Consider the following 24783-nt stretch of genomic DNA (forward strand, 5'->3'; position numbering starts at 1 on the left):
TCTCAGTTCAGGTTGCGCCAGACAGCTCCATCGCTTTTCTTGTCCAGCAGATCAAGAAACGCTTCATGAAGTGCAATTTCATCCGTGCCTGCCCGAACCACGGGCAACATCAAGGCACTGGTATCAATACGCCGAATCGGCTCTTCACCTTCACCATCCTCGCTGTCACCCTGCCCCAGCTGCAGGCTGGTTTGTCCACCCGTCAGGACCAGATAGACATCGGCAAGAATTTCAGAGTCAAGCAATGCCCCATGCAGTTCACGGTGGGAGTTGTCGATTCCATAGCGACGGCAGAGGGCATCCAGACTGTTGCGCTGACCCGGATGCTTCTTGCGCGCCAGCATAAGGGTATCGATAACGGTGCAGATCTCGTCCACTCGCTCATTGATACCGTTTCTGGCCAGCTCGGTATTCAGGAAGCCGATATCAAAGGCTGCGTTGTGGATGATCAGTTCCGCCCCGCGCACAAACTCAAGGAACTCGCGCGCCAACTCTGCGAATCTGGGCTTGTCAGCCAGAAACTCGTTGGTAATGCCATGCACCTCAATCGCTTCGGCTTCCACCTCACGATCAGGCTTGATGTACTGATGCCAGGTATTCCCGGTCAGCTTGCGCCGTATCATCTCGACACAGCCGATCTCGATAACGTTGTGCCCCGCTTCCGGGTCGATACCGGTTGTTTCGGTATCCAGAATGATCTGTCGTACGCTCACGCCCTGCCAATCTCCTCTACACCACGGTTTGCCAACTGGTCGGCTCTTTCATTTTCAGGATGGCCACTGTGCCCCTTGACCCAACGCCATTCAATATCATGACGAGCCACCTGTTCATCAAGTGCCTGCCAGAGATCGATATTTTTGACCGGCTGCTTCGATGCCGTTTTCCAGCCATTGCGCTTCCAGCCGGCCAGCCAGCTGGTGATGCCCTGACGCACGTACTGTGAGTCAGTGGTCAATACCACCTTGCACGGGCGTTTCAGGCTTGCCAGCGCTTCAATGGCAGCCTGCAGCTCCATTCTGTTGTTGGTGGTATCCCTGGCGCCGCCAAACAACTCCTTTTCCTGCTCACCATACCGTAACAACGCACCCCAGCCGCCGGGGCCCGGGTTGCCCTTGCAGGCACCATCCGTAAATACTTCCACTACTTTCAAGAACTTTTTCCTCTGGCAGTCGGCTTGGGTTCGGCCACGGGTAGACTGAGCAGGCGCCTGCGTTTCCAGCCCGGCCGGATCGGTGTCATGCCCGCCACATCCTTGCGCGCCAGCACCATCAATATGGCGCCGCTGCACCCCGGCACACGTTGACTCAGACGCTCGAAGAGACTGAGACGACGGCGCCACAGCGGGCTTTCCAGAGGCAAGTGATGGCAGGCGGTTTGCGCCTTTACTTCTGTCATTTCAAGCAGGCTGAGCCAGTCATGCAGGCGACCATGGCTGATCAGGTGACCGCCCCAGGGTGGCGGATTGCGTCGCTTAAGCCTCGACCACAAGCCCCAGTAACTGGCCGGATTGAAGCTGAAGCTGAGCATGAAGCCACCAGGACGCAGCACTCGTGCAGCCTCACGCAGCACCTGGTGAGGGTTGGCGGCATAATCCAGCGCATGATGCAAAATGACGACGTCCAGTTCATTACTGCACACCGGCAGTTCGTCATGTTCAGCAATGATGGTGAGCGGCTGGGCGCCCAGCTGCATCTGCGGCATCAGCATTACCTTGCGCGACACCGGACTGGCATCAAACAACACTTGCCGATGATCCAGCCCCACCTGCAACAGATGATAACCGAACAGGGTCGGCAACACCGACTCTGCCAGTGCCTGCTCGGCCTGAACCACCTCTTGCCCCAGCGGGGTATCAAACCACTGGCACAGCGGAGGGATTAACTGCTCGACTGGTAGCTGCTCATTGAACTTCATACCCCTGGAGCCCCATGCCGGACTAAGATTTCATCGAATTGAAGTATACAGTACCCTAAATGCCATCTATACCCTAAGTGCTCTGTATCCATTGGGCATTGTGTGTTTCCATTACAAAAAGCAGGAACTCCTTAACATGTTTGACGTCCATCCGATCCCTGCCTTCAATGACAACTATATCTGGGCATTGCGCAACACCCGCCAGCCAGACATGGTTGCCGTGGTCGATCCCGGTGATGCCGCTCCGGTACTGGCATGGCTTGAAAAGAACAACTGCAGCCTTGCGGCCATTCTGATCACCCACCACCATGCCGACCACACCGGCGGGGTTGAGGCGCTGATCAACCATACTACAGTGCCGGTTTACGGCCCCGAGCACTCGCCTTTCGAGGGCATCACCCACCCACTGCAGGATGGCGCGAAGCTGGATCTGATGCAGCACACTCTTCAGGTCAAGGCCGTACCCGCTCACACCAAGGACCATATCAGCTACTTTGTGGACGGCGATCAGCCGCAGCTGTTCTGCGGTGACACCCTGTTCCTTGCCGGCTGTGGCCGCCTGTTTGAGGGCACTGCCCGTCAGATGCTGGCAGCCATGCACTATTTTGCTTCACTGCCGGACAACACTGAAGTCTATTGCACCCATGAATATTCACTCTCCAATCTGGCCTTTGCCGCCAGTGTAGAGCCTGCCAACGCAGAGATTACCCGGGTGCATGAACGCTGCCATCAACTTCGCCATGAGGGGCGGCCAACCCTTCCCTCCAGTATCGCGCAGGAAAAACAGATCAACCCTTTTATGCGCACGACTGAAACCAGCGTAATCCACTCAGCTGAGCACTACGGCGGCAATCCTCTGAAAACCGAGGTTGAAGTCCTGGCAGCACTGCGCGAGTGGAAGAACCGTTTCTGATTGACCACAAACCTATTCCCCTCATAAAATCAGGCTTTTGCGATTTTTCGGGAACAGGGACTGATGCGACAACTGCCTGCTTTGCTTCTGGCAACCACTCTGGGTCTGGCACTTGCCGGCTGCCAGACCCAAACAGTACAAAAACAGCCACTCAAGGCATCCAGCCTGGTTAAACCCACACAAAAGGCAGCGCCCAGCGCGAGCCAAACCGAGGACAGCGACCTTTGGCAACTGACCCGCCAGCACCTGCAGCTGCCGCTGGATTATCAACACCCTCGACTTGAAAGTCAGCTCAACTGGTATTTGCGCCACCCCGGCCACATGCCTCGTGTGACCGAACGCGCTCAGCCCTACTACCACCACATCCTGCATGAAGTGCTCAAGCGTGACATGCCGGCTGAAATCGCCCTGCTGCCCATCGTTGAAAGTGCCTACGACCCGTTTGCCTATTCACACGGCAGTGCCGCCGGCCCCTGGCAGTTTATACCCGGCACGGCACGACATTTTGGCCTGCGCTCCAGCTGGTGGTACGACGGTCGACGCGACATTCTTGCCTCCACTGATGCCGCACTGACCTATCTTGAACAATTGCACCGCCGTTTTGATGGCGACTGGCTTCTGGCGCTTGCCGCCTACAACGCCGGTGGCGGTACGGTCAGCCGAGCCATGCGCCGCAACCGCGAGCAAAACAAACCGACCGATTTCTGGTCACTGGAGCTGCCGGGCGAAACCAAGGCCTACGTTCCCAAACTGCTGGCCGTTGCGCGGATGGTCCGTGATGCCGATACCCTGGGCATCACACTGTCCCCCATCGAGAACTCACCTCATTTTGAGGCCGTAGAAACCGGCGGCCAGATCGACCTGGCCCAGGCCGCCTCCATGGCCGGTCTTGATCTGGATACCCTCTACCAACTCAATCCAGGCTTCAACCGCTGGGCCACTGACCCTGAAGGCCCTCACTTGTTACTGGTTCCCAGAGATCGTGCTGCAAGCCTGCGCGAAGCCCTGCACTCGCTGCCGCCAGAGAAACGGGTCAACTGGCACCGTTACACCGTACGTCCCGGCGACACCCTCAGTACGATCGCCCGGCGCTTTAACAGCTCTGTCAGCGTGATACGACAGGGCAACAAGCTTGACAACCATCTGATTCGTGCGGGCCAGGCGTTGCTGGTGCCTAAACCGAGCGCCTCATCCGACAGTTACAGCCTGAGCATGGAACAGCGCATTCAGGCCGAGCGCCAACAGCTTGAGCAGCGCGCCAAACGCAAGCACTACCACCGTGTAAACTCGGGCGAAAGCTTCTGGAGCATTGCACGCCGCTATGGTGTCGGCGTACGTGATCTGGCACGCTGGAACCAGATGGCGCCCGGCGATACGCTCAAGATTGGCCAGACGCTGCTGTTGCTCAACGTGGATATAGCCGATGCAAGCTGATCATGGATAGTCTGAGTCTGTTCATCATAGCGGTTTCAGTACTGCTGGCCGTTCTGTTCAAGTGGGTCCTGTTTCGCAAGATTCGAGGCTGGATGAAGCGAGACTTGGAGCGAGAGCGTGCCAACGACTCAGAACCGGATTGACCCGGCGTTGTCACAGAGCTACAGCACGGGTTAAATTCGCACAAAAAACGATACCACCAAGGAGAAAACAGTGCCTGTACAGCTGCGTTCGGTATGCCTTTATCTCTCAGCCGTTTTCTCACTTTTGCTTTTCGGCCTGCCGCTGCAGGCCGCGACCGACAACATGCATGGCATCGCCATGCATGGCAGCCTCAAGTACCCATCCGACTTCAGCCATTTTGACTACGTCAACCCGGACGCCCCCAAAGGCGGACGCTTCAAGGAGTCGGCCATCGGCACTTTCGACAGCCTCAATCCGTTCATCGTCAAGGGCACGGTCGCCGAGGGTACCGGGTTACTGTATGACTCTCTGATGGCACGGGCACTTGATGAGCCCTTTTCCCAATACGGCCTGCTGGCCCAACAGCTGCGCGTTGCTGAAGATCGCAGCTGGATCGAGTTTGACCTGCACCCGGACGCTCGCTTCAGTGATGGTCAAAGCGTATCGGCAGATGACGTCGTGTTCACGTTTAATATCCTGCGTGAAAAGGGCAGCCCCTTTTTCAAAAGCTACTATGCAGGCATTGAAAGCGTCACGGCACTGACGCCTTCAACCGTACGGTTTGAATTTGGAGACAGTACCAACCGTGAGCTACCCCTGATCGTGGGCGAGGTGCCGATCCTGCCACAGCACTTCTGGGCCGAACGGGATTTTGAGACGCCATCGCTGGAGCAGCCACTTGGATCAGGCCCCTACCTGATTGAAAAAATAGACCCGGGCAGGACCATTGTTTACACCCGCAATCCTGATTACTGGGGGCGCGACCTGCCAGTGAACCGAGGCCGTTACAACTTCGACCAGCGCCAGTACGACTACTACCGCGACAGCACGGTTGCACTGGAGGCGTTCAAGGCCGGCGAATACGATTTTCGCAGTGAACACGCCTCCAAGGCGTGGGCTACAGGCTATACCGGAGCACCCTTTGCCGATGGCCGCATCATCAAGGAAGAGATCGAACATGAAAATCCGCGCGGCATGCAGGGTTTCATCATGAACACACGTCGGGACAGATTCAGCCAACCCGAAGTACGCAAGGCGCTGGCGCATGCATTCGACTTTGAATGGACCAACAGCAACCTGTTTTATGGTGCCTATACCCGCAGCCACAGTTACTTTTCCAACTCTGAAATGGCTGCCGAAGCACTGCCAACGCCTGCCGAGCTGGAGATTCTTGAGCCGGTACGTGAGCAGGTGCCGGTTGAAGTGTTTACCGAGGTATACCGTGCTCCTGTCACGGATGGCAGCGGCCGCAATCGTACCCAGCTTCGTGAGGCACTGGGCTTGCTGAAACAGGCTGGCTGGCGGCTGGAGTCAGGCAAGCTGGTTGACAGCAACGGCACTCCTTTCAACTTCGAGATACTGCTGGTACAGAAGGAGTTCGAACGTGTGGTGTCCCCTTTCATCCGTAATCTGGAACGGCTTGGCATCAGTGCCAGTATCCGTATCGTTGATGTATCGCAGTATATCAATCGGCTGCGCCAATTTGACTTTGACATGGTGGTGTATGGATTTGGCCAGTCCAGTTCTCCCGGCAACGAACAGCGCGACTACTGGCATTCCAGTTCAGCCGACCTGCCGGGCAGCCGCAACCTGATCGGTATTCAAAATCCGGCGGTCGACTATCTGGTTGAGCAACTGATCGCCGCACCAGACCGCGAACAACTGGTATTGCGTGCACGTGCACTGGACCGCGTACTGCAATGGAATCATTACGTAATCCCCCACTACCATATCAGTGCCTACCGCATCGCATACTGGAACAGGTTTGCTCACCCCGAGGTAAGTCCCACCTACGATCTCGGTCTTGATACCTGGTGGACCAAGCCCTGATGGCCGCATACATTGTCCGTCGTCTGTTGCTGATCATCCCCACACTGCTGGGAATACTGCTGCTCAATTTCGTACTGGTTCAGTTTGCCCCCGGCGGGCCGGTTGAACAAACCATCGCTCACCTTGAGGGGCTTGGGGTTGATGCAGGCAACCGTATCGGCAGCGGTGCACAGTCCGATATCGCTGCGGGCAGCGAAAACAGCGGCTACCGCGGTGCACAGGGGCTGGATCCTGCGCTGATAGCCGAAATAGAGCGCATGTATGGCTTCGACAAGCCGGCTCATGAGCGTTTTATTCAGATGCTGCAGAACTATCTGATGTTCGATTTTGGCAAGAGCTTCTACAGCGACAAAAGCGTCATCGAGCTGATCATCGAGAAACTGCCCGTCTCAATTTCTCTGGGACTCTGGACCACACTGATCACCTATCTGATCTCGGTTCCGCTTGGCATCCGCAAGGCCGTGCGTGATGGCTCATCGTTCGATGTCTGGACCAGCAGTGCCATCATTGTGGGCTACGCAATTCCAAACTTCCTGTTTGCCATTTTGTTGATCGTTCTGTTTGCCGGGGGTACCTGGCTTGAATGGTTCCCGCTGCGCGGCCTGACCTCTCCTGACTTTGACCAGATGACCTGGTGGCAACAGATCGGCGACTACTTCTGGCATATCACCCTGCCGGTACTGGCCTCGGTTGTATCCAGCTTTGCCACATTGACCATGCTGACCAAAAACTCTTTCCTGGATGAAATCCACAAGCAGTATGTATTGACCGCCCGCGCCAAGGGACTGGATGAAAACGCGGTGCTGTATCGCCATGTCTTCCGCAATGCAATGCTGTTGATCATCGCCGGTATGCCTGCCGCCCTCATCGGTATTTTTTTCACCGGCTCGATGCTGATCGAAGTGATTTTCTCCCTCGATGGGCTGGGGCTTCTGGGCTACGAAGCCGTCATCAACCGGGACTACCCGGTCATCTTCGGCACCCTCTATATCTTCACGCTGGTGGGGCTGCTGTTGAAACTGGTCAGCGACATTACCTACACGCTGGTAGACCCCCGTATCGACTTTGCCAGCAGGGAGGTATAAGCCGGTGCAGCTCACCCCTTTGCAGCGTCGTCGCATCGACAGCTTCAAGCGCAACCGCCGTGGCTACTGGTCACTCTGGATCTTTCTAATCCTGTTTGGACTGAGCCTGGTCGCAGAATTGATTGCCAATGACAAACCGCTGCTGATCAGTCACGACCAACAGCTCTACTGGCCAATGCTGCAGGAATACAATGAAACCGATTTTGGCGGAGACTTTGCGCTGCCCGTCGACTACCGCGACCCCTACATTCAGGAGCTGATTACAGAGTCCGGGGGCTGGACCATTTGGCCACTGATCCGTTTCAGCTACAGCACCATCAATTACGACCTTGAGCAACCCGCCCCTTCGCCGCCAACAGCAACCAATTGGCTGGGGACGGACGATCAGGGTCGAGACGTGCTGTCGCGTGTCATTTACGGCTTCCGCATTTCGGTTCTGTTTGCACTGGCGCTGACACTGGCGAGTTCGGTCATCGGCGTCTGCGCAGGTGCTGTTCAGGGTTACTATGGCGGCCGCATCGATCTGTTTTTTCAGCGTTTCATCGAAATATGGTCTGGCCTGCCCGTACTCTTCCTGCTGATCATACTGGCCTCGCTGGTACAGCCCGGGTTCTGGTGGCTGCTCGGCATTATGCTGCTGTTTTCATGGATGAGCCTGGTCGATGTCGTCCGGGCCGAGTTCCTGCGCGGACGCAACCTTGAATATGTACGTGCAGCACGGGCACTGGGCCTCAGCGATACCCTCATCATGTACCGCCATGTACTGCCCAACGCCATGATCGCGACCCTGACGTTCATGCCCTTTGTGTTCAACAGCGCCATTGTTACCCTGACTGCCCTGGACTTTCTGGGCTTTGGCCTGCCACCGGGCTCTCCATCCCTTGGCGAACTGGTGGCACAGGGCAAGGAAAACCTTCACGCCCCCTGGCTGGGCCTGACCGCATTCATCTCGCTGTCGGTCATGCTGACGCTGCTGATCTTCATCGGTGAAGCAGTCCGTGACGCCTTCGACCCGAGGAAAGTCTGAGTGAGTACACCGCTGATCTCCGTCCAGAATCTCAGTGTCCGTTTCGGCTCTTCACGCGAGGCGGTTGTGCGCAATATCAGTTTTGATATCGAGCCAGGCAAAACGCTTGCCATCGTGGGGGAGTCCGGCTCCGGCAAGTCGGTTACGGCTCTTTCGCTGCTGCGACTTTTGCCCCAGGCTCAGACGGAAGGTGTCGTGCTGTATCAGGGCGAGAACCTGCTTCAGGCACCCGAGAAGCGATTGCTGCAGCTGCGTGGCAACAGGGTGGGTATGATTTTTCAGGAACCGATGACCTCGCTCAACCCACTGCATACGCTGGAGAAGCAGATCGGAGAAACTCTGCATCTGCATCGCGGTCTGAGCCTGCCTGCCTGTCGCACGCGTGCGCTTGAACTGCTTGAGCTGGTGGGCATTGATCACCCGAAGGAGCGGCTGGGACAATACCCGCACCAGCTTTCCGGTGGACAGCGCCAGCGCGTCATGATTGCAATGGCCCTGGCCAATGAACCAGAACTGCTGATTGCCGATGAGCCAACCACTGCTCTGGATGTCACGATACAACACCAGATCCTCGAGTTGCTGGGGCGTGTTCAGAAACAGTTGGGCATGGCGATCGTACTGATCTCCCATGACCTCAACATTGTACGAAGAGTGGCAGACTCGGTCTGTGTTATGCATCAGGGAGAACTGCTGGAGCAGCAGCCCTGCGCGGATCTGTTTCGTTCACCCCGCCACGCATACACCCGCGCCCTGCTGGCTGCCGAGCCTGAAGGGCAGCCCGCCGCAATCGCCGACTTCAATGATATGATCCTTCAAACCCGGGCGCTGAAGGTCTGGTTTTCCGAGCGCAAGGGCATATTGCAACGGGTCAGCCGCTATCACAAGGCGGTGGACGAGATTGATCTGCAGCTTGCCCGCGGTGAAACGCTGGGTGTTGTCGGCGAGTCGGGTTCAGGCAAGACCACTATGGCCCTGGCCATATTGCGCCTGATCTCCAGCAAGGGTGATATCGTATTTAATGGTGCGCTGCTTTCAGGTCTTAAGCAGAAGCAACTCAGACCCTTGCGCAAGCAACTGCAGGTGGTATTTCAAGATCCCTTCGGGAGCCTGAGCCCACGCATGAGCATTGCCGAAATCATCGCCGAAGGCCTTGAGGTTCAAGGCATCACAAAGCGCAGTCAGCAGGATGAGCAGGTGTGCCAGGCCCTGCGCGATGTAGGGCTGGACCCGGAGGTGCGGCACCGTTATCCACATGAATTCTCCGGCGGACAGAGGCAGCGCATAGCCATCGCGCGGGCACTGGTACTGCGTCCTGAGTTGATCATACTGGATGAACCCACTTCGGCACTGGACCGCACCGTACAGAAGCAGATCATCCAGCTGCTGCGCGACCTGCAACAGCGTTACCAGCTCAGTTATCTTTTCATCAGTCATGATCTGGCCGTGGTCAGGGCCATGAGCCATCGGGTTATGGTGATGCAGGCAGGCAAAGTCGTTGAACAGGCTTCTGCCGAACAGCTCTTTAACCGCCCAGAACACCCCTACACTCAACGCCTGCTGGAAGCCGCCGCGCTACCCTCTGCCTGACCTCTACGCCCGTCAGAAACGAGAAGGGCCGCATTTGCGGCCCTTTTCAGTTCAGGTCAGCAGACCCGCGGACTAGTTTCGCTCAATTTCAGCGGTTTCAGTCAGTGCCTCCACATGCAGCTGATAGTCCAACTGGCCATTGCGGCTGGCAAGGAAAGCCGCCATCTGACGCTTCAGGTCAGCATCAACGTCTGCAAGATCCGGCTCCTGAACTGCACTGACACGCACCAGTGCACGGTCTCCGCCCGGCAGACGCACAGTCGCAAATGACGCCTTGTCTCCCGCCGGGCGTGGCAGCTCAAACGCCTTGCGATTGACCGCAGGAGGGATGTCCGCCTGCTCACGCTCGGCAGCAGCCGCTTCGTTCCAGTTCAGTTCCGGGGCCACTTCACTGAGCGACTTGCCAGACTCCAGTGCCGCCAGCAACTGATCCAGGCGTGCCTGCAGTGCGGCTTCAGCCTGTTCACGTCGCAGCTCGCCTTCAAGCTCGTTACGTACCTCATCCAGTGACAGCTGACGTGCCGGAATCTGCTCTTTCACCCGCACAACAACTGTCGTTTCACGATCCAGCTCAATCGGGTCACTGTTCAGACCTTCACGTGTCAGCTCTTCACTGAATGCAGCCTTGAGCACACGAGGATTGGAGGCCAATCCACTCTCACTGCCACCCTGTGCGAACGGTTCGGTCTGACGAATCTCAAGCCCAAGCTCCTCAGCCGGGACATCAAGATCACCCGCCGAGAAGCTCAGATCAGCCAGTTGCTCAAGTGCAGCCACGTATTCAGCCTCAGCACGGGACTGGGCCAAATCACGCCGCAGCTCTGCCGCCATCTCCTCAAGCGCCGGCGGCTCGCTGCTGCGGACATCGTTCAGCTGTATCAGATGATAGCCAAACTCGGTGCGCACAGGCTCGGACAGCTCACCCGGCTGCATTGCAAACAGCGTATCCTCAAACGGCCCGGTAAACACGCCACGGCCATTGTAGCCAAGGTCACCGCCCTGCCCGGCAGATCCAGGGTCCGCCGAAAACTCCTGCGCCGCTTCAGCGAAGCTCAGCTCACCATCAAGAATGCGCTGACGAACGGCTTCCGCCTGTTCCTGAGCATCCTCTTCAAACAGAATATGGGCTGCGGCACGTTCCTCTGATGCCTGGAACCTTGCCAGCTCCTGCTGATAGGCACTTTGCAGCTCCGCATCGGTAATTGAATCCGGCTTTACAAAGTCAGCTTGATTAAGTTCCACGTAGGAAAGCACGACCTGTGGCTGGGTCATGAAGCGTTCCTGCTGCTCCTGATAACGCGCCTCAAGTTCGGCATCACTCACTTCTTCCGCCTGCAGGAACTGGTCAAGTGACAGCTCTGCCCAGGCAAGATCCCGGGTCTGCCGATCCAGTTTCAACAAACGTTCAACCTGCTGTTCAGTTGCAAAGGCTGACAGCTGGAAGGCGTTTCGTTCCTGTGCAATCAGCTGTTCCTTGCGCAGCAGTTCACGATACATGAGCGGCGTGAAACCGGCCCCACGCAGCACCGCTTCAAACTGGTTGCGATCAAACCGGCCATCAATCTGGAAATCCGGAGTGCGTACGATCATCTGGTCGATCATCGCTTCAGACAGATACAGATCCTGCGACTCAGCAGACTGCAGGCGTACTTCCTGATCAATCAGGGCCTGCAACACCATGCGACGCAGCTGATTTTCATCGATATCTGCCGGATTGCCGTTTTCACCCATCTGGGCCAGCAGCTGGCGCCGCTGCAGCTCAATACCACGCTGCAGATCCTGGTTACTGATCTCTTCACCATTCACTTCAGCCGGTGCCTTTTCACTGTTGGCAAGTCCGACAAGCGACTCGACACCGAACAGGGCGAAGGTGACGATGATCAGACCAACGATCACCTTGGCGATGATCCCTTTGGAATTTTCCCTAATGGATTGCAGCATGGTTTGGGTTCACTCTGACTCTTTTATAAAAAAAAGCGCATTCAGCCATGAATGCGCTTTCTTGGACTACGAAGACCGTTCTCTGTTTCCAGTGAACATGTCCGAATCTGGCGGAACGGACGGGACTCGAACCCGCGACCCCCTGCGTGACAGGCAGGTATTCTAACCAACTGAACTACCGCTCCAGTATCAGGACTTCAGATCCCGTTTACTTGTTGACCGCGTCTTTCAGCGCTTTACCCGGCTTGAAAGTCGGCAGGGTTGCAGCAGCGATCTCGATCGGATTGCCGGTTTGCGGGTTGCGTCCGGTACGAGCGGCACGCTCCTTGGTGGAGAAAGTACCAAAGCCTACCAGAGCAACGGATTCACCGCGCTGCAGAGCTTCAGTGACCGCGTCCAGGGTGGCATCCAGTGCACGGCCTGCAGCTGCCTTGGGAATATCAGCAGATGCAGCAATAGCGTCAATCAGTTCAGACTTGTTCACATTGTTCCCCTTATCGAATCGTTATCGTGTTCTATCCGTTGTTGTCGTTGCCCAGCGCATAGTCTGCAACTTTATACCAACTGCCTGAAACCGGTGTCAACTGGCCGCAGCCCTTTTCTGCCGCGGCCTCCGGTTAATGTGTGCTGAGTTGACCCGGCTCAGCATGTCCCTTTTTGGCATCAGCGGCAGCCGGCTCCTCGACCTCTTCTGGCAACGGCGTCGGATGATAGGCCAGTGCGACATCCAGCACTTCATCTATCCACTTGACCGGGCGAATATCGAGATCTGCCTTGATATTGTCGGGTATTTCCTTCAAATCGCGGGTATTTTCCTCAGGAATGATCACCGTACGAATTCCACCACGGTGCGCCGCAAGCAGCTTTTCCTTCAGCCCACCGATGGCCAGCACCTGTCCGCGCAGGGTGATTTCGCCCGTCATGGCAACCTCTGAACGCACCGGAATAGCGGTCAATGCAGACACCATCGCTGTACACATTCCAATACCGGCACTGGGGCCATCCTTGGGGGTTGCCCCTTCAGGAACATGGATATGAATATCGTTTTTTTCGTGAAAATCAGCCTTGATGCCAAGCGATCGCGCCCGATTGCGCACCACGGTCATGGCCGCCTGGATCGATTCTTTCATTACGTCACCCAAAGAGCCGGTATGGATCTGACGCCCCTTGCCGGGCACAACGGCTGATTCGATGGTGAGAATATCGCCCCCGACCGAGGTCCAGGCCAGACCTGTTACCTGCCCAATCTGATCCTGCTCTTCGGCCATGCCGAACTTGTACTTTTTGACGCCGTTGTACTGCTCCAGCTCTTCAGCCGTCACCTTCACCACCTCACCCTTGCGCTCAAGCGCCAGTTCTCGCACGACCTTGCGTGCAATCTTGGCTATCTCGCGCTCAAGGCCACGCACACCCGCTTCACGGGTGTAGTAGCGAATCAGGCCCAGTACGGCATCGTCAGTAATCTCGAGCTCCCTTGCCTTGACTCCGTTGTTTTTGAGCTGTTTCGGCAACAGGTACTTGCGTGCAATGTTGAGCTTTTCGTCCTCGGTGTAACCCGGAATGCGGATGATCTCCATACGATCAAGCAGCGGCCCAGGGATGTTCATCGAGTTGGACGTACACACAAACATCACGTCAGACAGATCATAGTCCACTTCAAGGTAGTGATCGTTGAAGCTGCTGTTCTGTTCGGGGTCCAGCACCTCAAGCAATGCGGATGCAGGATCACCACGATGATCCATGCCCATCTTGTCGATCTCGTCCAGCAGGAACAGCGGATTCTTGACACCGATGCGTGACATCTTCTGAATCAGCTTGCCTGGCATGGAACCGATGTAGGTACGACGATGGCCCCGAATTTCGGCCTCATCACGCACACCACCCAGCGCCATGCGTACATACTTGCGGTTGGTCGCGCGCGCAATGGAGCGACCCAGAGAGGTCTTGCCCACACCCGGAGGTCCGACCAGACACAAAATTGGCCCCTTGAGCTTCTTCACCCTCTTCTGCACGGCGAGGTACTCGAGAATGCGATCCTTGACCTCTTCAAGACCATGGTGATCCTCGTTGAGGATCTTCTCGGCGTGCTTCATGTCCAGGCGCACACGGGAGCGCTTGACCCAGGGAATCTGCAGCATCCAGTCGATGTAGCCACGCACCACCGTTGCTTCGGCACTCATGGGCGACATCATCTTCAGCTTGTTGTATTCGTTGAGCGTCTTGTCCAGCGCTTCCTGAGGCATGCCGACGCTTTCGATACGGTTTTTCAGCTCTTCCATATCGGTAGAGCCGGTTTCATCCATATCACCCAGTTCCTTCTGGATCGCCTTCATCTGCTCATTGAGGTAATACTCGCGCTGGCTCTTCTCCATCTGCTTCTTGACCCGACCTCGGATGCGCTTTTCGACCTCAACCAGGTCGATTTCCGCTTCCATCAATGACATCAGGTGCTCGAGGCGCTGACGGGTACCCAGAATTTCCAGAATGGCCTGCTTCTCATCCAGCTTGAGGGCCATATGTGCGGCAATCGTATCTGCAAGACGCCCAATATCGTCAATATTCTGCAGTGAGCTCAGCACTTCGGATGGGATCTTTTTGTTGACCTGTACAAAGCGCTCAAACTGATCAAGCGCTGTTTTCTTGTATACTTCAGCCTCAGCCGCACTCACATCCTCGACCGGCAGGACCGTTACGCGTGCGTGAAAGCACTCTTCGGATTCGATCAGCGCACTGATCTGAGCTCGGTAATCGCCTTCAACCAGCACCTTCACGGTGCCATCCGGCAACTTGAGCATCTGCAGTACGTTCGCCACACAGCCAACTGAGAACAGAGCTTCGGAATCCGGCTCATCCTCGGACGCGCTCTTCTGGGCCACCAACAGAATCTGCTTATCACTGGCCATTGCCAGTTCCAGGGCATGGATGGATTTTTCACGCCCGACAAACAGCGGGATCACCATATTGGGATAAACCACCACATCACGCAGTGGCAGTACCGGAAGCTCGACGGTCACAGCGTCATCTTTTGCTTCAAATTGATCCATGATGGAGTGCCTCTTTACAGGGCGCCTGTGCATTAGGGCCGGCGCATCTTCGGATAATTGTCAGGTTAGTCTTTCAATGGGGCCCGTTCCAGCAATTACAACCGGAGCGGAGGCTTTTTTCGCAACTGCACAGAAGACAGCGATTGAACGAGGGGCGAGGCGGTCGGATATGACCGCCTGCAGAGGAGATGTTACTTGAAATAGGCGTTTTCACGCACAGTATGGTCGGTAGCATCACGCACACCGATCAATCCCGGAACCCGCTCTATCAGCGTCTTTTCCACTCCGTCCTTAAGGGTCATGTCAACGGCACTGCAGCCTTGGCAGCCACCGCCAAAACGCAGTACGGCAATGGTACCGGCTTCATCTTCGATCAAGTCTTCCAGCTTCACTTCGCCGCCGTGAGACGCAAGTCCGGGGTTGATCTCCGAATACAGAATATAGTTGATCTGCTCATTCATTGGACTGTCGGGTGACACTTTCGGCACCTTGGCGTTAGGCGCCTTGATGGTCAGCTGCCCCCCCATGCGATCAGTGGCGAAGTCGATGTAGGCTTCTTCCAGATACGGCAGACTGTTACGCTCCAGGTAAAAGCGCAGCAGTTCATAATCGATGATTTCATCTTCCGGATTGACCTCATCCGGACGACAGTAGGCCAGGCAGGTTTCTGCATAGGCAGTACCCGGCTGGGTCACGAAAAGACGTACCGCAATACCTTCAACATTCTGCTTTTCGAGCAGCTCTGCCAGATAACGCTCGGCAGATTCAGTTACCGTAATTGTCATGGCTAAACCTTGTGGATCTGATGTTTCGAATACCCCTGAGGATACACCCAAATTAAACCCGAGTAAATTGATCGGATATTAATCAATAGGCTGAACGGTCGCGCTGTTGCCAGGCTGCATGCGCCTTTGCCAACCAATGCGCCTGCGAATGCGTCTCGCCCTGTGACAGCAACCGCAGGACCACGGCCAAGGTGCTGATAATGGCACCCTCACCATAGGCATGATTGATTTCACCTCGCCAGAGCCGCAGCAGATCTTCAGGATCAAGCTGCTCGTCACGAACCAGCCGCTGGGGCTCGATACGGGGCCATGTTTCCTGATGCAACTCGCCGGCCGTAACCCAGTGCAGCTCGGTATCCGAATCAGGCTTCACCTCGGCCTCACCACCATCACCACGGATGGTCAGACTGTGAGGGGTACCCAGCAGCTGTGCCGTTCGCTGGTGCATCGGCGCATAGGGGGGATGAAAAACACCATCCACACTGCAGGGGGCATCCAGCGGGTTAAGCAGTCTGCACAGTGTGTGAACCGGCGAGCGCAGCCCCAGCACCGGTCGCAGCTGGATCAGCCCACCCAGTACAGGTACCATTTGATCGATGGCATAGAAGGCCAGCTTGTGCCGCTCCAGTGAGGCCCTTGCCTCAGACCAGTTTTCGGCAGCGTTCAGACCAAACATGTACAGCAGATCTTCAGTATAAATACGCCCCGGCGTATGTCCTTTGGCACCGTGCATGAATACGCTTACCCCCTCACCAGCCAATACCAGCGCCGCCAGAAAAAACCATGGCAAACGGCGTTTCTTGCCGGCATAGGTTGGCCAGTCCAGATCGGCCACAAGTGACTGAGGCCGGTTCAAACGCAGTCGCACGGCCTGAGCGAATCCCTGCAACTCCTCCGGGGTTTCTTCCTTCATCCGAATCAGCATCAGAAAGGCGCCCAGCTGTTCCGGCCTCACCTGCCCATCCAGGATCATGCCCATTGCATCCCGGGCTTCCTCCATGGTTAATGAACGGCTGCCTTTTTTACCCTTGCCGAGTATGCGCACATAGACTGCAAATGGATGTTCCTGTTGCATGAGCTCTCTACCCCGATGAGCCTGTGCATTCCAGCTGCTGCCTGCAGTTGCTAGAATGCCCGCCTTATAAAGCGGAAATTATGACATGAGTCGAAAACGAATTCAGTTTGGCGCTCCCCGGCGCAGTAAAAAAACCGTTGTGAGTGATACGCCACTTGAGCTGACGGTGGATCGATTGAGCCATGAAGGTCGTGGCATTGCCAGCCACAACGGCAAAACCACTTTCATAGCAGGGGCACTGCCCGGAGAGCAGGTGCAGGCTCGCCTGACCCAGATACACAAGCGTTACGACGAGGCAGAACTGCTTCAGGTCATACACCCCAGCCTTCAGCGCCGTGAACCCGCATGCGCCCATTTCAATCAGTGTGGCGGCTGTGACCTTCAACACCTCGACGTTGAAGCACAGCGGCGGCACAAGCAACAGCAGGTTCTGGACCAGCTAAAACGTTATGCCGGGGTACAGATACAGCCAGAACAGCTGTTCCCGGCCCTCACAGGTGCTCCGCTTGGCTACCGCAGAGCGGCTCGCATAGGCCTGAATCAACGCCAGCGTGATGGTGAACTGCTGGTGGGCTTTCGTCGCCGCGGCAGCAACAAATTGCTGCATATCGACCAATGCCCGATACTTGAGCCTCGCCTGCAACCCGTGTTCGATGTAGTACGAAAACACCTCGCTGATGTCACTGATGTTCGTCAACTGACCCACATTGATCTCAGTTGCGGCGATCAGAGCGGATTCATTCGCTTTCGCGCCACCCGTCCACCTTCGGCAGAATTGATGCAACGCTTGCAGGCTATTGCGAATACATTGCAACTGCAACTGGTAGTCGCGCTCGATGATGCCACGATTCCGACTGACCCAACCTCCTGCCACTACGACTTGCCGCAGTTCAAGCTTAAACTGGCATTTGGCAGCAGCGATTTCATTCAGGTCAATGCCGAGCTGAACCGACTGATGGTCAAGCAGGCTTTAGACTGGCTGAACCCGGGGCCTGAAGAGCGGGTGCTGGACCTGTTCTGCGGTCTGGGCAACTTTACCCTGCCGCTGGCACAGCAAGCCGCTCAGGTTGTCGGCATCGAGGGCTCGGCCGACATGGTTGCTCAGGCACAGCGCAATGCCGCCTGCGCCGGACTCGAGAACGCTCAATTCTATCGTGCCAACCTGAGTGAAAGCTTTGTCCATGCGCCCTGGTATCGCAGCGGTTTTGACCTGATTCTGCTCGACCCTCCGCGCACAGGCGCACGTGAGGCGGTGCAGCAGCTGGCTGGCTATGGTGCCCGCAAGGTGCTCTATATCTCCTGCAACCCATCGGCTTTGGTTGCTGACCTGCCCCTGCTGCTGCAGGCAGGATACCGTGTCACCCGGTTCGGCATCATGGATATCTTCCCCCAGACCTCTCATGTGGAATCCATGCTGCTGCTTGAGCGTACACCGTGATCGAGTACCTCTATCAGGATCAACACCTGCTGGTGGTCAACAAACCTTCAGGCTTGCTTTCGGTCCCCGGCAGAGGCCCTGAAAAACAGGACTGTGTCTGGCATCGCGTACAGCAACAACATCCGACTGCACGCATCGTGCACCGCCTGGATCAGGCCACATCAGGTCTGATGGTGCTGGCCCTGACCGCCGACAGCCACAGAGCACTGAGCATCCAGTTTCAGGAGCGCATACCCGAGAAACGCTATCAGGCAGTCGTTGCAGGCGAGCCGGTACAGAATGAAGGTAAGGTCGAACTGCCCCTGCGCTGTGATTGGGAACGGCGCCCAAAGCAGATGGTCGACATGGCCGAAGGCAAACCCGCCCTCACCCACTGGCACTGCATCGAGCGCTACGGTGATCGCAGCCGAGTACTGCTGTTTCCGCATACCGGTCGCTCACATCAACTGCGCGTGCATATGCTGGCGCTGGGCCATCCCATCCTCGGCGATCAATTCTATGCGCCTGATGAAATTCTCGCACTTGCTCCTCGCCTGCTGCTGCATGCCGAGCATTTGGCTCTGAACCATCCTGCAAGCAGAAAATGGCTCGAATTCAATTCCGCCTGCCCATTCTGACGCGCAAAAAAAATGGAGGCTAATGCCTCCATTTTTGATTTCAGTCGCTATTCAACTCAGTTCTGCGGCAGCTGATCCTTGACCGTCCAGAGAATCTCTTCAGCCACAACCGGTGCAGCTTCCAGTCCCTGATCGTTCAGCACCGACAGGAATACACCGGTCCGAGTGCGATTCAGGCGCAGCTGGTAACGTCCGGTATGCTCGTAGTTGCCGGTTTCAGCATTGTAGTTTCCGTTGTCACCCCCTCCGAACACATAGACAACCTTACCGGCAAACCAGATTTTGTAGCCTTTCTGGTTGGCAGGATTGTTCGGGTCAGACAGGTCATTTTCCATCGGTGCCTCATCTTCAGCATCACTGCTGGGTCGCGCACCCGTTGCACTGTAACTGATACCACCTTCACCTTCTTCACTGCCCCCCAGAGCAGCACTGATCATGCTGGTATCCAGCTTGATCTCGCCACGATCGGAGTGCAACCATTCGAAGAATCCCATTTTTTCGGTGTCATCGAAGGGTGTAGTCGTAGTGTAAGTGAGGTAGAAAATACCGGCAGACTGATCACGCGTACCCACGTCCACTTCAGCCTTGTCCAGGGCATCACTGACCTGCCTCCAGGCCTGATCAATTTCCGAGCTGATTCTCAGCACCGGGTTGCCACGTGAATCACGCCCAAGCAGAGGTCGCTGAGCACGCTGTTGCTGCATCGCCGTGTAGGTGTTGGCTGTCTGCTGTCCGCTGGACTTGCTCAGATAACGCAGAAGCTCGAACATCATGTCCGATTTGTACTCTACGTCACGCGCCTGCTGCTCCCAGTTGATATTGGCCACATTGGCACCATCCGGGTACTGCACATGTCTCAACCGTAATGCCGTACGACCATAATCTTCCGGATCGGGGCGCAGGCTCATGCGAAGCTTGTTCTGAGTCGGGCCATCAACCGACTGCAGAGTCAACCGTTTGACCCAGCGGTCAACAAAGCTGTACTCACGTCCATCCAGGCGAATCCAGTCGGTTTCCATCACCCCCTGGCGAGGATCGGCGCGGCTGATATCAATATTGTTGAACGCCCAGAAGTCCTGTGCCTTGAGCCAGACATCCGCAATCGGTTCATCCACGATGATCAGCTTTTCACCATCTTCACGTCGGAAGTTGACCGAGTCGCTGCCGGACTCCGCGTAAAAGAATTCCGGACGAGGCACCCTGAAGTCGCTGTCACTGCGGGTTGCGGTTACGCCCACATCCGGCACCACGAGTTGCTCCTGCATCTGCTTGGCGCGCAGGTGAGGCGGCAGCTGCAAACGGTCACTGCCACTGGCAAGTTCGTAATCCTGGCTGCGGTCACGGATCACACCGTTCTCGCCATAAACGGGGTTGTTCTTGACCATGCTGCAGCCTGATAGCGCCACCAGCGCAATCAGGCCAGCCGGAAAACAAATGGTTCGGAGATTATGCATGACGCTTCCTGTCAAATGATGCCGGATTCACGCAGAGAGTTGCGAACGAGTTCGTGATACTGCTCGGACAAGACTGTCAGAGGCAGACGAATACCGGAATCGATCAACTTCATTTCAGCCATGGCCCACTTGACGGGAATCGGGTTGGCTTCAACGAACAGATTCTTGTGCAGCGGCATCAGCTTTGCCTGTAATTCACGGGCCGCTTGCGTATCACCCTGCAAACCGAAACGACACAGCTCAGCCATTTCAGTGGGAGCCACGTTGGCGGTCACGGAGATGTTACCCTGGCCACCCATCAGAACCAGTTCGATCGCAGTTGCATCATCACCGGAGTAGACAGCGAAGTCGGTCGGTACCTTGTTGATCAGCTCGCGTGCGCGATCCAGATCACCGGTTGCTTCCTTAATGCCTACAATATTGTCGATCTGACTCAGTCGCAGCACGGTATCCGGCAGCATGTCACAGGCTGTACGGCCCGGTACATTGTAAAGAATCTGAGGGATATCAACCGCTTCAGCTATCGCCTTGAAGTGTTGGTACAGGCCTTCCTGGGTCGGCTTGTTATAGTACGGAGTAACCAGCAGGCAAGCATCCGCACCCGCTCTGGCGGCCCGCTCCGTTAATTCAATCGCTTCCTGAGTGGAGTTGGCACCGGTACCGGCGATAACCGGGATACGGCCTCCGACACGGTTGATGATGGCACGAATCACATCCAGATGCTCATCGTAGTCCAGCGTAGGAGACTCCCCCGTGGTGCCGACTGCCACGATGGCATCGGTGCCCTTGTCGAGATGAAAATCCACGATCTTGTCCAGCGCTGGCCAGTCGATATCACCATTGGCTGTCATAGGGGTCACGAGCGCTACAATACTGCCGCGAATCATCTCTGTCTCCATCTTGAATTTGAGAACTCTCAGGTTGCCGCTTCATGCTACCGGCCCAAACAAACAGCCTCAACCGGTCAGCACTTTTTTGCTATCGTAATAGACCGATCATTCTAAACGAATTATGCCCGGCTAGCGTAGTAGTGAGGGTGACTTTTTCATTTTCGAGGACAGAACAGCATGACAGCACCGGTTATCGACCAGCCCGTACCTGATTTTACCGCCAACGCAACCAGTAATATGGAGGTCAAGCTGAGCGCACTGCGCGGTAAAAACGTCGTAATCTACTTCTATCCGAAGGACAGTACACCGGGTTGCACCACTGAAGGTCAGGATTTTCGCGATCTGTATGAAGCGTTCCAGGCGCTGGATACGGAAATCTTCGGCGTATCCCGTGATGGCCTTAAAAGCCATGAAAACTTTAAGGCCAAGCAGTCCTTTCCCTTCGAGCTGATCAGCGACAAGGACGAGGTGCTGTGTCAGCTGTTTGATGTCATCAAACTGAAGAAAATGTATGGCCGTGAGTCATTGGGGGTTGAGCGCAGCACCTTTCTGATCGACAAGGAGGGAGTGCTGCGTCACGAGTGGCGCAAGGTTAAGGTTAAAGGACATGCAGCAGAAGTTCTGCAAACCGTGCAGACCCTCTGATCCAACTCAGCCCCTGCCCTATTCGGCAGGGGTATCCAACTCCTCAGCCACCCTCGGCCAGGCATTTACAATTGCCTTTACCAGTGTCGCCAGAGGAATGGCGAAGAAAATTCCCCAAAACCCCCACAGACTGCCAAAAATCAGCACTGCCACAATAATCGAGACGGGATGCAGGTTAACCGCTTCCGAGAACAGCAACGGCACCAACACATTGCCATCCAACGCCTGAATGACGGCATAGGCAATCATCAGATACATCAAATCATTGCCCCAGCCCCACTGGAACAGGCCAATCAGAAATACCGGCAGCGTTGCCAGCGTGGCCCCTATATAGGGAATCACAACCGAGAAGCCGACCAGCAGGGCCAGAAGCGCTGCATAGTTGAGACCAAACAGAACAAAGGTAATGTAGCTCACCCCTCCCACAATCAGTATTTCGATCGACTTGCCCCGCACATAATTGGCAATCTGAACATCCATCTCATGCCATACGCGGGTCATCATCTGGCGCTTTTCAGGCAGAAAGGCGGTCCAGCCAGTGATCAGCTTGCGGCCATCCTTTAAAAAGAAAAACACGAGTATGGGCACCAGAATCAAATATATCAGGAGGGTGATAATGCTGGTGATCGAATTTAGCGAAAAGGTCAGCACCCATTGCCCCAGACGGCTCAGCTCAGTGGCGGCGGCTGAAATTATCTGCCTTATCTGGGTTTCCGAAATCAGCTCCGGATAGCGTTCCGGCAATATCAGAAGCAGGTTCTGCACCTCGCTGACCATGCGCGGAGCTTCGTTGAATAGATTGACCATCTGCTGCCAGACAATTGGCACCACAAAGACAAGAAAGGCACTGACAAAACCAATAAACAGAACAAAAACGGCACTGACGGCAAGCAGATGGGCAGCACCGCGCCGTTGCAGCCAGTCAACCACACCCTGCATCAGAAATGCCAGGATGACACTCGCAATCACCGGTGCCAGTGGCTGCCCCAGAAACAGGATTACAAGCAGTCCGCCTGCGAGGAGCAGGAACAGGAACAGCGCCTCTTCGTCGGAAAAGTATCGGTCTATCCATTTACTGAAAATCTTGCGCATTAATGCTCCTCAGGCGCTGGCCCCACGCCGGATCCAATAGATATAACGCTGCTCATCGCTGAACGTCTGCAGCAACTCATGGTCAGAAACCCGAGTGTAGGCGGGAAAATCCCGCAGTGATCCGGCATCGGTGGCAATCACTTTCAAGACCTGCCCAGGTTCAAGCTGGTGCAACGCGAGCTTGGCCTTCAGCAGTGGCATGGGGCAACTGAGACCACTGGTATCCAGTTCGTGATCAAATGGCGGCGATGACATGCAGAAAACTCCCGTAAATCACTGGCCTTGAGTGGCAAGCACTATATACCATAATGCTCGGCAAGATAATTCTGACAGCGGTAGAATGATGCGAAGACTGATGCAAACCCTGCTGGTGACAGCGACCGGCTTTACCACCGCCCTGCTACCCTCTGCAGGCAGCTCCAACACGGACCTGCCGGTGCTGAATGATGCCAGCTCCGCAGCCGTCAGCCTGGATGCCGAATATCGCTTGGGTCGCAACTGGGCGCGCATTCTTCGCGCTCAGGCTCCGCTGCTGGATGACCCGATCAGCTATCAGTACCTTGAAGACCTGCTTTGGCGTCTGCTGCCCAAAAGCCAGGTACAGGATCGCCGGCTCGAACTGTTTCTGCTCGACAACCCCACCTTTAACGCCTTTGCGGTCCCGGGCGGCATCATTGGCATCCATAGCGGATTGCTGCTGGCCGCTGAAAATGAAGGCGAGCTGGCATCGGTGATTGCACACGAGCTGGCCCACCTGAGTCAGCGCCATTATGCTCAAAGACTTGAGGAAGAAAGACGCAACCGTCCACTGATGCTGGCAGGCCTGCTCGCCAGCATTCTGGTAGCGGCAGCCGACACTCAGGGTGGCATGGCTGTGCTGTCTTCCACCATGGGGGCCAGTGCCCAGGGGCAACTGGCTTTCAGTCGTCGCAACGAACAAGAAGCGGATCGCGTCGGCATGCAAACATTGGTCGAGGCCGGCATCGACCCGCACACCATGCCACAGATGTTTTCACGCCTGCAGCGCAACTATCGTTTCTATGGCCAGCGCCCGCCTGAATTTCTGTTAACACACCCGGTGACCGAGTCACGCATCGCCGACTCCCTCAACCGTGCCAGCCAGCTGCCTGGCGTGCGATCGCATGCCGACAACACCGACTTCAATCTGATTCGTACACGGCTTCAGGTTCATCACAGCGAATCTCCGCAGAAGGCACTTGCCACCTTCCGGGCTGCCGTTCAAAGATCTGACCAGCTGCACGATCGTTATGGCCTGATGCTGGCCGCCACTGCTGCTGCCGACTTTAACCTTGCCGATCAAATCTGGAACTCTCTGGATGCCACTGCACGCAGACACCCATGGCTACTGCAGGGCCGAGTCGAGCGTTTTCTGGCAGCTGCCGATCCAGCCAGCGCACTGGAAATTTCTCGAGAACTGATTGCACTTTACCCCGACAGCCGCCCGGTACGTACACTGCATGCACGCTCGTTGCGTGAGACAGGCCAGCTGCAGCAGGCCATACGGCTCTACAAACAGCTCACTCGTGACTATCCGACCGACACGCTGATCTGGTTCGAGCTGGCTGAAGCTGAGGGACTTGCCGGTAACATTCTTGCCGTACATGAAGCACGCATAGAGTATTTCCTGCTGACGGCACAGTTTGATCTGGCGCTGAAACAGCTTGAGTACGCCGCACGGGAAAAGGATCTGACCGCGTCAGACAGGGCCAGACTGGAGCAGCGTGAACAGGAAGCAAAAGCGCTGCGGCAGGAAATGAAGGAACAGTTTTAAAAGCAGACTTGAGATCCGGAGGCACTGCTCGTTTGAT

At 56.0% G+C, this 24783-nt stretch carries 22 protein-coding genes, 1 tRNA gene and 1 pseudogene; 11 read left to right on the plus strand and 13 right to left on the minus strand.

Annotated elements, in window-relative coordinates; translation table 11 throughout:
- Positions 1-2: 2 nt before the first annotated feature.
- From dnaQ to ABIE60_RS04360, 3 genes are read right to left on the minus strand one after another with little or no spacing between them, the layout of a single operon-like run.
- On the minus strand, positions 3-713 hold the full coding sequence (dnaQ, locus tag ABIE60_RS04350) for a DNA polymerase III subunit epsilon (RefSeq protein WP_354468046.1): 711 nt from the start codon (positions 711-713) through the stop codon (positions 3-5).
- Positions 710-1150: a ribonuclease HI gene (gene rnhA / locus ABIE60_RS04355; protein WP_354468048.1), complete on the minus strand. Its 441-nt coding sequence runs from the start codon at positions 1148-1150 to the stop codon at positions 710-712. The genes dnaQ and rnhA overlap by 4 nt, the downstream gene beginning before the upstream one ends.
- Positions 1147-1914, minus strand: a complete 768-nt coding sequence (locus ABIE60_RS04360) for a class I SAM-dependent methyltransferase (RefSeq protein ID WP_354468049.1) — start codon at positions 1912-1914, stop codon at positions 1147-1149. Before ABIE60_RS04360 ends, rnhA begins: the two co-directional genes overlap by 4 nt.
- A 136-nt stretch (positions 1915-2050) precedes the next feature.
- Between ABIE60_RS04360 and gloB the strand changes: the two genes are divergently transcribed.
- The 7 genes from gloB (at position 2051) to ABIE60_RS04395 (ending at position 9973) form a co-directional block, all read left to right on the plus strand.
- Complete coding sequence (gene gloB / locus ABIE60_RS04365; protein WP_354468050.1) at positions 2051-2827, plus strand: hydroxyacylglutathione hydrolase; 777 nt, start codon at positions 2051-2053, stop codon at positions 2825-2827.
- 63 nt (positions 2828-2890) lie between these two features.
- Positions 2891-4261: a LysM peptidoglycan-binding domain-containing protein gene (locus ABIE60_RS04370; protein WP_354468051.1), complete on the plus strand. Its 1371-nt coding sequence runs from the start codon at positions 2891-2893 to the stop codon at positions 4259-4261.
- 2 nt (positions 4262-4263) lie between these two features.
- Entirely contained in the window at positions 4264-4404 is a 141-nt protein-coding gene (locus tag ABIE60_RS04375) for a hypothetical protein (RefSeq protein WP_354468052.1), read from the plus strand.
- A gap of 70 nt (positions 4405-4474) precedes the next feature.
- Entirely contained in the window at positions 4475-6274 is a 1800-nt protein-coding gene (locus ABIE60_RS04380; protein ID WP_354468054.1) for an extracellular solute-binding protein, read from the plus strand.
- A complete protein-coding gene (locus ABIE60_RS04385) occupies positions 6274-7359 on the plus strand; it encodes a microcin C ABC transporter permease YejB (protein WP_354468056.1) in 1086 nt (361 codons plus the stop codon). The genes ABIE60_RS04380 and ABIE60_RS04385 overlap by 1 nt, the downstream gene beginning before the upstream one ends.
- A 4-nt stretch (positions 7360-7363) precedes the next feature.
- Entirely contained in the window at positions 7364-8386 is a 1023-nt protein-coding gene (locus ABIE60_RS04390) for an ABC transporter permease (protein WP_354468057.1), read from the plus strand.
- On the plus strand, positions 8387-9973 hold the full coding sequence (locus ABIE60_RS04395; RefSeq protein WP_354468058.1) for an ABC transporter ATP-binding protein: 1587 nt from the start codon (positions 8387-8389) through the stop codon (positions 9971-9973). It begins immediately after the preceding gene.
- Between the two features lie 72 nt (positions 9974-10045).
- On the opposite strand, the gene ABIE60_RS04400 is transcribed toward ABIE60_RS04395, so the two are convergent.
- The 6 genes and pseudogenes from ABIE60_RS04400 to ABIE60_RS04425 form a co-directional block, all read right to left on the minus strand.
- Positions 10046-11914, minus strand: coding sequence for a SurA N-terminal domain-containing protein (locus ABIE60_RS04400; protein ID WP_354468060.1), 1869 nt, complete (start codon positions 11912-11914; stop codon positions 10046-10048).
- Positions 11915-12022: 108 nt separating this feature from the next.
- Positions 12023-12099: transfer RNA gene (locus ABIE60_RS04405), tRNA-Asp, on the minus strand.
- A gap of 23 nt (positions 12100-12122) precedes the next feature.
- Positions 12123-12401: pseudogene (locus ABIE60_RS04410) on the minus strand (HU family DNA-binding protein); the annotation flags it as partial.
- Positions 12402-12531: 130 nt separating this feature from the next.
- Positions 12532-14958, minus strand: coding sequence for an endopeptidase La (lon, locus tag ABIE60_RS04415; protein WP_354468062.1), 2427 nt, complete (start codon positions 14956-14958; stop codon positions 12532-12534).
- A gap of 191 nt (positions 14959-15149) precedes the next feature.
- The gene (nfuA, locus tag ABIE60_RS04420) at positions 15150-15743 is read right to left on the minus strand and encodes a Fe-S biogenesis protein NfuA (protein WP_354468063.1); all 594 of its coding nucleotides are present in this window, start codon (positions 15741-15743) and stop codon (positions 15150-15152) included.
- An 82-nt stretch (positions 15744-15825) separates the two neighbouring features.
- The gene (locus ABIE60_RS04425; protein WP_354468064.1) at positions 15826-16818 is read right to left on the minus strand and encodes a glycosyl transferase family protein; all 993 of its coding nucleotides are present in this window, start codon (positions 16816-16818) and stop codon (positions 15826-15828) included.
- Between the two features lie 85 nt (positions 16819-16903).
- Here ABIE60_RS04425 and rlmD point away from each other — a divergent pair, with 85 nt between their 5' ends.
- Both rlmD and ABIE60_RS04435 read left to right on the plus strand, forming a co-directional pair.
- Positions 16904-18256: a 23S rRNA (uracil(1939)-C(5))-methyltransferase RlmD gene (gene rlmD, locus ABIE60_RS04430; protein ID WP_354468066.1), complete on the plus strand. Its 1353-nt coding sequence runs from the start codon at positions 16904-16906 to the stop codon at positions 18254-18256.
- The gene (locus tag ABIE60_RS04435; protein WP_354468067.1) at positions 18253-18873 is read left to right on the plus strand and encodes a pseudouridine synthase; all 621 of its coding nucleotides are present in this window, start codon (positions 18253-18255) and stop codon (positions 18871-18873) included. The genes rlmD and ABIE60_RS04435 overlap by 4 nt, the downstream gene beginning before the upstream one ends.
- Before the next feature lie 56 nt (positions 18874-18929).
- Here ABIE60_RS04435 and ABIE60_RS04440 read toward each other — a convergent pair whose 3' ends face one another.
- The gene (locus ABIE60_RS04440) at positions 18930-20327 is read right to left on the minus strand and encodes an NlpB/DapX family lipoprotein (protein WP_354468068.1); all 1398 of its coding nucleotides are present in this window, start codon (positions 20325-20327) and stop codon (positions 18930-18932) included.
- A gap of 11 nt (positions 20328-20338) precedes the next feature.
- Positions 20339-21214 carry a 4-hydroxy-tetrahydrodipicolinate synthase gene (gene dapA, locus ABIE60_RS04445; protein WP_354468070.1) on the minus strand — a complete coding sequence of 292 codons (876 nt, stop codon included), beginning with the start codon at positions 21212-21214 and terminating at the stop codon, positions 20339-20341.
- A 180-nt stretch (positions 21215-21394) separates the two neighbouring features.
- Here dapA and ABIE60_RS04450 point away from each other — a divergent pair, with 180 nt between their 5' ends.
- The gene (locus tag ABIE60_RS04450) at positions 21395-21862 is read left to right on the plus strand and encodes a peroxiredoxin (RefSeq protein ID WP_354468071.1); all 468 of its coding nucleotides are present in this window, start codon (positions 21395-21397) and stop codon (positions 21860-21862) included.
- An 18-nt stretch (positions 21863-21880) separates the two neighbouring features.
- Here the strand turns inward: ABIE60_RS04450 and ABIE60_RS04455 are convergent, their stop codons facing one another.
- Together ABIE60_RS04455 and ABIE60_RS04460 are read right to left on the minus strand one after the other, a co-directional pair.
- Complete coding sequence (locus ABIE60_RS04455) at positions 21881-22954, minus strand: AI-2E family transporter (RefSeq protein ID WP_354468073.1); 1074 nt, start codon at positions 22952-22954, stop codon at positions 21881-21883.
- Positions 22955-22963: 9 nt separating this feature from the next.
- The gene (locus ABIE60_RS04460) at positions 22964-23209 is read right to left on the minus strand and encodes a sulfurtransferase TusA family protein (protein WP_354468075.1); all 246 of its coding nucleotides are present in this window, start codon (positions 23207-23209) and stop codon (positions 22964-22966) included.
- An 88-nt stretch (positions 23210-23297) separates the two neighbouring features.
- On the opposite strand from ABIE60_RS04460, the gene ABIE60_RS04465 reads away from it, so the two are divergent.
- Positions 23298-24746, plus strand: coding sequence for a M48 family metalloprotease (locus ABIE60_RS04465; RefSeq protein ID WP_354468077.1), 1449 nt, complete (start codon positions 23298-23300; stop codon positions 24744-24746).
- Positions 24747-24783: the final 37 nt, after the last annotated feature.

Source organism: Marinobacterium sp. MBR-109 (assembly GCF_040547565.1).
In the GTDB taxonomy this organism is placed as follows: Bacteria; Pseudomonadota; Gammaproteobacteria; order Pseudomonadales; family Balneatricaceae; genus Marinobacterium.